The organism is Streptosporangium sp. NPDC006930, from assembly GCF_040635605.1.
In the GTDB taxonomy this organism is placed as follows: domain Bacteria; phylum Actinomycetota; class Actinomycetes; order Streptosporangiales; family Streptosporangiaceae; genus Streptosporangium.
On sequence record NZ_JBEYID010000049.1, the window covers coordinates 1 to 7,833 of the forward strand.

Sequence of the window (7,833 nt, forward strand, 5' to 3'; positions counted from 1 at the left end):
TGGACTCCACCACGACAGCGTCACCTGGCGAATCACGGCCATGCCCTGAAAGGCGGCATCGCCTGATAGACCAAGATCTTCATCGGCCTTCTAGGACGACCGCAGCGGTCGCTCGCCTGGTCAGACGCGGGTTAAGGCCTTCCGAGATGGTCGTCGAATTATCAAACCTTACATTGTCAAAGCGGGCATTCCGGTAGTCTTGGACGGTTGATTGCTGCGTGGCCATGGCGCCGCTGGAGATGTCGATTCCACCCTGCACTGGAGCCGCTGACCGAGACTGCTGATCATCAGCATCGGGTGATTTGTCATCATTCATAGTTGTCTGCGACTTTCTTTCATAGAAAAAGAAGAAGAGGCAGGCGGATGCGAGCCATGCCCCTTGCATCCACCAGGGACCTTCGGCTTGATTGACAGCGAAGCTGCCAGCGGCCATCATCATCGCCCGCCCTAAATGCCGCCACCATCGGCCCGGTGCAGGATATTTCCTCAGTTGGAGCACGAAAGCCTTTATAGCGAATTCAGCGGTGCTAAGGATGCTCATCGAGCTGGTCGAGAATGTGGTTCACTCCGGAACGGCGTCCGACAGTTGTCGGCGCACCTAAGCGGTCTACTGCCTCACATCCGCTCAGTATTCGGCGGCAGAGACGCTCTACTCGTGCCGGTCAGCGAAGTCGGCCAGTTGGCCAAGGTCGCTGGGGAAGTGCCAGCCGCGTTGAAGGCGACGATGCACGCGACGTTGCGGTTCCTGACTCTGCTGGACGCGGCGGCCGCCGTCTACGGCGAGTTCGGCCTGCCGTACGGACGATGCCCGGCCAACGGCCCTGCGGACGTCGCCGATCCCGGCCTGAACGTCGAGGCCGACCAGGACCACGAGGTCGACGAGGGCCAGAGTCGGTGGGTGAACGACTTCATCTCCCCCAGCATGGCAGTAACCCTGCTGAGCTGCTGCGCTACCTGTTCGGGCCCGGTTCCAGCGGGGAGCGCACCGACCAGCGCATCATCGCTGCGGACGTGACGCTTGGGCTGGCCGAAGGAACCCGGCGGGATCACGTCGCCGACGCTGATGCCATCTACGCGCTGGGCCGCGACATAGATTCGCACCGTCTCTTGCTCGGGGTTGCGCCGTCGGACAAGTGGGTGTGGCATTGCGCGATCTCCCTGCCGCCAGGTGAGGAACTGGCGGACGCGCAGTGGGCCGAGGTCGCCCACGAGGCGGTCGCCCGGATGGGGTTCGACGCGGCGGAGGGGCGGGCGCCGTGCCGGTGGATCGCAGTACCTCACAGCTGCTCGGTTGGCGGCAACGAGCACATACACCTGATGGTGAACCTGGTGCGAGAGGACGGCGAGGTCGCTGGCACCTGGAACGACCGGCGCACGATGAGCCGGGTGTGCGCGGACATGGAGCGCCGCTTCGACCTGGTGGTGGAGGGCCACACCGGGCACGGCTTGCCTGGCTACTCCAAGGCCGAACACCAGCGCCTCCAGGCCGGGGTGCCCTTCGAAGGGCACTGCCTGGCCCGGCTGGTGCGCTCGGGCGCCGCGAGATCGGCCAACGAGGCGGAATTCGTCCGGCGGGCGACGGAGGTCGGGGAACTGTCGTGCGCGATCTGGACATCGACGCCGTCAACGGCGAGCCGGATGCGCCGACAGCCGGTCTGGTAGATATCGCAACGCAGATCCTCGGCCATAGCGGCCCGGCCGCACGCTCGAAGCTGCGCGGTGTTCTTTGGGCACTGGCACCGAGTCAGGGCGCGGCCGCTCACGTCGTCGCCGCATCTTCTTCCGGGTCGACATCCGACCGATCGGGCAGTAACACACCAGGTGGTAAAGGATCCTCCAGCGTTGGCGGAGGCGACCAGTAGTCCACCCCGCGGAGATCGACCGTACCGCCAGCGAATACCGCCGCGAAGAAGGTGACCGTATCGCTGATGAACTTCGCGCTGCTGAAGGTGACCATGCCGCTGATGAACTTCGCGCTGCTGAAGGCGACTGTGCCGCCAGAGAACTCCGCTTCGCGGAAAACGGCCTCACTGCCGGAGAACCTCGCGGCCATGAAGGTGACCATGCCGCTGATGAACTTCGCGCTGCTGAAGGCGACCGTGCCACCGGAGAACTCCGCGAACTCGAAGGCGACCGTGCCGCCAGAGAACGTCGCCTTGCTGAAGGAGACCGTTCCACTGGAGAAGGTTGCGGCGCTGAAGGCGACTCTTCCGCCGGAGAACGTCGCGTTCTCGAAAAGGACCCTTCCGCCGGAGAACACCGCTTCGCTGAAGAGGACTATGCCGCCGGAGAACGTCGCGTTCTCGAAGAGGACCCTTCCGCCGGAGAACACTGCGCCGTGGAAGAAGACCGCGCCGCCAGAGAACATCGCGTTGCTGAAGGCGACCGTGCCGCTGGCGAACGTCGCGCTGTTAAAGGCAACTCTGCCGCCGGAGAACACCGCGCGACTGAAGTCACCGCCGTCGAAGACGACGGCGGTGAAGTCGAAGTCGTGACCCTGCCAGGAGATGGCAGCGTTCTCGCGCAGATGAGCGCCGATAACGCGGATGATGGTGTGCCGCACCTCGCGCAGGCCGGCGAAGGCCAGGCGTTGGGCCGGGTCGCCGTCGTCACCGGGGTCAGGGGCGTAGGGCATACGCAGATAGGCGCACAAGACGTCGATCATCGTTTGGCGCAGTTCCGAGGTGGGCGCGTCGTCGGCCAGGCCTGCCAGGGTGTGCACGCCGGCCAGGCGCACTGCGGGCGAGTCGTGGCCCAGGTGGTTGGCGGCGGTGGCGAAGCGCTCGTTGAACAGCTTGGTCGCCTCGCGCCGGTGGGCCTCATCGGCGCGCAGCTCAGCAGTCTGCTGGCGATGCTCGGCGGCTTCAGTGACCTTCTGCTTGCGGTAGGCGACGACCAGGGCGATGACGCCGCCGATTCCGGCGACCACCGCGAAGGAGAGCTTCAGCAGATCCAGTAATCGGCTCAGCGGGAGGCCCTGCTGCCCGACAGGGGTAAGGGCGGGGAAGCCAAGAAGCCCCAGGGCGCCGACGAACAGACCGGCGCTGAGCAGGATTGAGCCCGTCAGGGCGAAGGCGAGGACCGGCCCGATCCGGGCAAGCCGCAGGCCCTGGCCGGGGACGGCTTTCACAGAGCTTCTGCCTGGCGGGATGGGAGTCGGTTCGTCTGGGTTGGCCACGAATTCAACAGTGGCGGAGGTGGCCCGGGTTATCAGCCGCTTCGCGTAGAAGGTTCCTCGGGACGAAGGGCTGTAAGCCGGTGCATCCGGGACTCCGAAGCACAGCTCTACCCACCGATAACATGCGGGAATACCTATTCCCGTGAGTTGACCGAACCCCTCCCATCCCCGTCCGAGACATCCCGTTTTTAGACCATTCGGGCGGCAGGGGAAGCGATGCCTGATCTGGCGGGGAATCGGTAACAGGTCGGCGACCCCGCCCCGCCCGCCGTCGACCGGTACCAAGCTGGAAGGGTGCCGCCCCCTTCCCCGCCGGCGCCGAGCTCGGCGACCCCACCCCCGCCCCTGTCCTCCGGCCGCTCGCGCGCCCGCCGCGTCGTGGCCGTCGGGGTGGTGGTCGTGTCGCTGGGATTGCTGGGCGTAGGACTGGTCGGGTTCTTCACCGACCCGCTGGACCTGCCGAACGAGGTGCTGGAGGTGCTGGACAAACGCGCCAGCGTGATCAGCATGTTCACCGCCCTGGCCGGCCTGCTCATCGCCGGCACCGCCCTGGCGCTGCAGCTTCGCTCCTTCGCCCCTGCCGACACAACACCACCCGCGCAGGCCGATGTGTCGGCGCACCCCGACGGCGGGAACCACATCGACCTGTCCAGCGGGACCTTCCACGGCCCGGTCACCGGCACGGCCAGCACCCAGGTGAAGGCCGACGGGACCAGCGCGGCCGCGATCGGCCACGACAACTCCGGCCTCATCATCACCGGAGCGAACCCGTCGATCACCCTGAACACCTCATCGGCCGGGGCAGCCACAGCCGGTCCGGCACTGCCACCGGTGGCCCAGGTGCTGGCCAACGGCCTGACCGCTTTGCCGCAGAAAGCCTCGGCGGTGTTCACTCGGTTTCGCCCTGCAATCGGTGACCTAACGGGACTTCTCCGAGCGTTAGTCCTCAAGAGCCTGGCCGACGAACTGGCAACGCGCTGTTGTGGGGCGCAAAGCCCGAGGCGGTCATCGGAACAGCCAGATCGGAAGAATTACCGGTACGTCTCCTTCGGGGACTTACCGTTGAGGTACCACCGGTACGTCTCCTTCGGGGACTTACCGTTGAGGTACCAGGAGCAACCGCCCTGATTCAGCCCGTGGGAAGGGGATGAAGTGCACACCATGGTGGACATGCTCCTGATGTTCTTCTTCGGTTTGATCTTGATGTTCTTCGTCGGCTTGACCCAGTCCGCGACGGTGCCCAGCCAGTCCGCGACGAGACAGTTGCGGCACCGATACAACGCTAGCCGTCCCCTCATCCACTGCTCCACTTCCCCACCTGGCGCAACCGGCGCCGGGAAAGGCGAAGGAGCTGATCTAGCGCCTGGCTAGATCATGCTCCCCGCTCTGAGCTGGGGAGCCATGAATGGTGGGTTTGCTTCGCCAGATGTTGGCGGAGGTTGGTCCGGTAACCGCTTGGGTTGCCGGGTTTGTCGCGGCGGTCATCGCCGTGTTCGCGCTGTACGTCGGGATCGCGATGATGGCGGCCCTGCGTGCCGCTGATGAGCAGCAGGCGGAGGTCCGGTACCGGATCTTTCGGGACATGCTGCAGCTGTTTCACCGGAAGGGGCGGTGAACGCCTTCACCCGGCCGCGTCCCTCAGGACGTGGCCGGCCGCCCTCCTGTCCGCCTGAAGTGGTGAGTCGCGTCATACAGTTGCGCACTCAGGGGTTCAGTCTCACGGAGATCGGTGAGGTGTTGAACGCCGAGGGCGTGCCGACTCCGGCAGGTGGACCTCGATGGGCTAAGTCCTACGTTGACCGGCTCCTGCACACCCGGCACGCCCAGCAGGAGATCGCCAGGCAGCGCCAGGACACGGAGAAGGCGTCGAAGCCCACTGCCGAATTGTCCGCATAGGAGTTCAACGCGAACGCCCTGTCCCGGCGAGAGCCGTGCGGCGGGGCGTTCGTCACGTCCGGAGACCAGGCGAATAACACGCCGCCGACCACCCGCCCGTCTCCTATGAACAGGAGACGGGCCGACGGCCTATCAAGGGGGCGGCTTCGAGGTTCCTTTTCCCTGGTTACAAGCCGAGCAGGTGCAGCACGTCGAGCGGGCTGGATACCCCAAGGAAGTGCTGCACTAGGGCCACCAAGAGGGGCAAGAGGATGAGCCGACAGAGCCAGCGGACCCACCATCGGCCCCAGAGGGTCCACGCGAGCTCGGCCGTCTTCCTCGCCCGACGGGGCAGCCGCACCGCCGGTCCCGGCCTGGTCGCATGGCTCCGCCTTGCTGGCTGAGGTATCGCGCACCGCTCGCCGCGGCGGGCCGATCCGTGCGGCCTCGCCAAGGAGGAGGGCACAGGGCCGGGACGGTGAATCCGCCGCTTGGACGGTTGGCCGTGATGATGGCGGGCGCGGCCACGCCGACGGGGGCGACGAGATCGTTTGGACATACTGCGGGCATCCTTTTGAAGATGCCCGGCGTGATGTCCACAAGGAACCAGGCGGTCGCTCCACGCAGACTGCCGGGTGTAGCGGTAAGGGACGGTGGTACAGGTCTCCTTAGCGGTTCCTCCACCCACATCCTTCCTGGTTCGGAGGAGACGCGCGCATCGATACCGATGTGATGGCTCTCACATCGGAGTTCTATCGGTGTCCTAACACGCGAGAGACGGGCTGATGGTCCGTTAAGGCGTTCATCTAACGGTGGCGGAAGCGCGTCCGAACGAGGCGCCTCACCTCGTCAAAGTGTTCATCTTGCCGTTCGTTTTCCAGTGTCGTTCAGATACCTCGCGCAGCACGTTTGATGAACGGAGAGGACTCCCGATGGCGCTTATCGGCCAGGTCCGGGTCAGCACTGACAAGCAGAACACCCAGCGCCAACATGACGCCCTCGACCCGATCTGCTGGAAGGTCTTCGAGGAAAAGATCAGCGGGAAGCTCGCCACCGACGATCGGCCTGTCTTGCTGGCCGCGCTGGATCACGTCCGCGACGGCGACCTGCTGGCCGTCCAGGAGGTCGACCGGCTCGGCCGCAACCTTCTGGAAGGGCTGATCGTCCTCAACGACCTGTTCCAGCGCGGCGTCGGCGTCAAGGCGTTGGAGGGTATCGCGGCCGGCGAGCACACCGAACACTCCCTCATCCTGGACCTGGCCCTCGCCCTGTCAGAAGATCGGCGCCGCGACATCGTGCGCAAGACCAAGAACGGCCTGGAGGCGGCCCGCAAGAGTGGCCGGGTCGGCGGCCGCCGACCCGTGGTCGACGACGACAAACGCGCCGCGATCCTCTCCCGCCGTGAGCGCGGCGAATCCATCCGCACCATCGCTGCCGGGGTGAAGGTCTCCGTCGGCGTCGTCCACAAAACCCTCGCCGACGCTCAGCGCGCCGACGCGGACGTCGAGCAGGAGACACCGGCCGAGCCGATCGAGAAACCCACCCAAGCCACCAAGTCCGCCCAGGTCGCCGGGGGCACCGCTGAGCCGACGCCGTGGGAGCGCTACGGGGATCCGGCCGCACGCCGCCGCTGGTACACCGACGACGAACTCGCCGCCGTCCAGCTCCTGGCCACCGGCGACGTCGACGGCTCGCAATGGGTCATCGTCGCCGGCGACATCCTCGGCACCGTCCAGCCGAACCTGTCAGCCCGCGGCACCCGATCGGGATGGCAGACCCGCCACCGCAGCGGCACCCCTGCCTACCACCTGAGCGGCAAAGGCCGCAGCAGCCACCCGGCCACCCGCGGCAAGGCGGTCACCGAACTGGTAGCCGACGTTCGACACCGATGGACCGAACAGCAACGGCGGGGACGCAACAACTGAACTGGCTCGGCGGATGATGATCGTCCATGGAGAATGTTGAAAAAGGCCGTCAAGCGTGCGCAGGAGTGGTTTTGTTCGCCAGTTCCGACCGCAGTTGTTTGCGGCCGACGACCGCACCTCCGACCCGGCGGAGGCGATGTTGGCCAGTTCTGACCGCACCCAGCCACCGCGTGAGCGGATGTCGCTGACCTCCGCCAACACCCTGCCCCTCGTCGATGCCAACGCCCCTGAGCTCGTGACTGCGGTCACTTCTCGCGAACAAAACCACACCTTGCCGATGCCGGACGCCCGGGGACCTGTCATCGAGCACGTAGGACACCGCAGCTACGTCGCGAAGTTCTGACCATCGCTTCCAGACGGCCCGTCGGTAACGGGCCGTCTCTGCGTTGCCCGGTAGGTCGGCTCCCACGCCGCCTTCCGGATGTGCGGCCATCTTCGGTGGCGCTGATAGTTGAATGTCGATGCGGTAGCGCTCGATCCGGCAGAAGGTGACGAAGGCTGGTGCCCTACCTCACAGCTCATTTTGCGTAGGAACTCAGGTCCCATACTCGTACGGTGGTGTCCAAGCTGCCGGTGACGGCGATGGGTCGGCCGTTCACCTGGCCAATCGTCACTGCTTCGACGGGGCGAGTGTGGCCGGTCATTGGTTGGCCGAGGGGTTTGCGGGTGGTTAGGTCCCACACCCGCACCGTGGCGTCCCAACTGCCGGTGACGGCGATGGGTCGGCCGTTCACCTGTCCGACCGCGACCGCATAGACAGGGCGAGTGTGGCCGGTCATTGGTTGGCCGAGGGGTTTGCGGGTGGTTAGGTCCCACACCCGCACCGTGGCGTCCCAACTGCCGGTGACGGCGATA

At 65.8% G+C, this 7,833-nt stretch carries 9 protein-coding genes and 1 pseudogene; 7 read left to right on the top strand and 3 right to left on the bottom strand.

The genetic code is table 11. From position 1 onward, the window contains the following. Positions 1 to 79: 79 nt before the first annotated feature. Positions 80 to 541: a hypothetical protein gene (locus ABZ664_RS39095; RefSeq protein ID WP_362522279.1), complete on the bottom strand. Its 462-nt coding sequence runs from the start codon at positions 539 to 541 to the stop codon at positions 80 to 82. Between the two features lie 159 nt (positions 542 to 700). On the opposite strand from ABZ664_RS39095, the gene ABZ664_RS39100 reads away from it, so the two are divergent. Further along, positions 701 to 1,015, top strand: coding sequence for a hypothetical protein (locus tag ABZ664_RS39100; protein ID WP_362522281.1), 315 nt, complete (start codon positions 701 to 703; stop codon positions 1,013 to 1,015). Then, entirely contained in the window at positions 1,012 to 1,662 is a 651-nt protein-coding gene (locus ABZ664_RS39105) for a hypothetical protein (RefSeq protein ID WP_362522283.1), read from the top strand. The genes ABZ664_RS39100 and ABZ664_RS39105 overlap by 4 nt, the downstream gene beginning before the upstream one ends. 97 nt (positions 1,663 to 1,759) lie before the next feature. Here the strand turns inward: ABZ664_RS39105 and ABZ664_RS39110 are convergent, their stop codons facing one another. Continuing rightward, positions 1,760 to 3,130 carry a pentapeptide repeat-containing protein gene (locus tag ABZ664_RS39110; RefSeq protein ID WP_362522285.1) on the bottom strand — a complete coding sequence of 457 codons (1,371 nt, stop codon included), beginning with the start codon at positions 3,128 to 3,130 and terminating at the stop codon, positions 1,760 to 1,762. 426 nt (positions 3,131 to 3,556) lie between these two features. On the opposite strand from ABZ664_RS39110, the gene ABZ664_RS39115 reads away from it, so the two are divergent. From ABZ664_RS39115 to ABZ664_RS39135, 5 genes are all read left to right on the top strand, one after another. Further along, entirely contained in the window at positions 3,557 to 4,306 is a 750-nt protein-coding gene (locus tag ABZ664_RS39115) for a hypothetical protein (protein ID WP_362522287.1), read from the top strand. A gap of 277 nt (positions 4,307 to 4,583) precedes the next feature. After that, positions 4,584 to 4,793, top strand: coding sequence for a hypothetical protein (locus ABZ664_RS39120; RefSeq protein WP_362522289.1), 210 nt, complete (start codon positions 4,584 to 4,586; stop codon positions 4,791 to 4,793). A gap of 62 nt (positions 4,794 to 4,855) precedes the next feature. Then, a complete protein-coding gene (locus ABZ664_RS39125) occupies positions 4,856 to 5,074 on the top strand; it encodes a recombinase family protein (protein WP_362522291.1) in 219 nt (72 codons plus the stop codon). A gap of 911 nt (positions 5,075 to 5,985) precedes the next feature. Then, on the top strand, positions 5,986 to 6,978 hold the full coding sequence (locus tag ABZ664_RS39130; RefSeq protein WP_362522293.1) for a recombinase family protein: 993 nt from the start codon (positions 5,986 to 5,988) through the stop codon (positions 6,976 to 6,978). 55 nt (positions 6,979 to 7,033) lie between these two features. Continuing rightward, on the top strand, positions 7,034 to 7,321 hold the full coding sequence (locus ABZ664_RS39135) for a hypothetical protein (protein ID WP_362522295.1): 288 nt from the start codon (positions 7,034 to 7,036) through the stop codon (positions 7,319 to 7,321). Positions 7,322 to 7,496: 175 nt separating this feature from the next. On the opposite strand, the pseudogene ABZ664_RS39140 reads toward ABZ664_RS39135, so the two are convergent. Then, positions 7,497 to 7,833: pseudogene (locus tag ABZ664_RS39140) on the bottom strand (hypothetical protein); the annotation flags it as partial.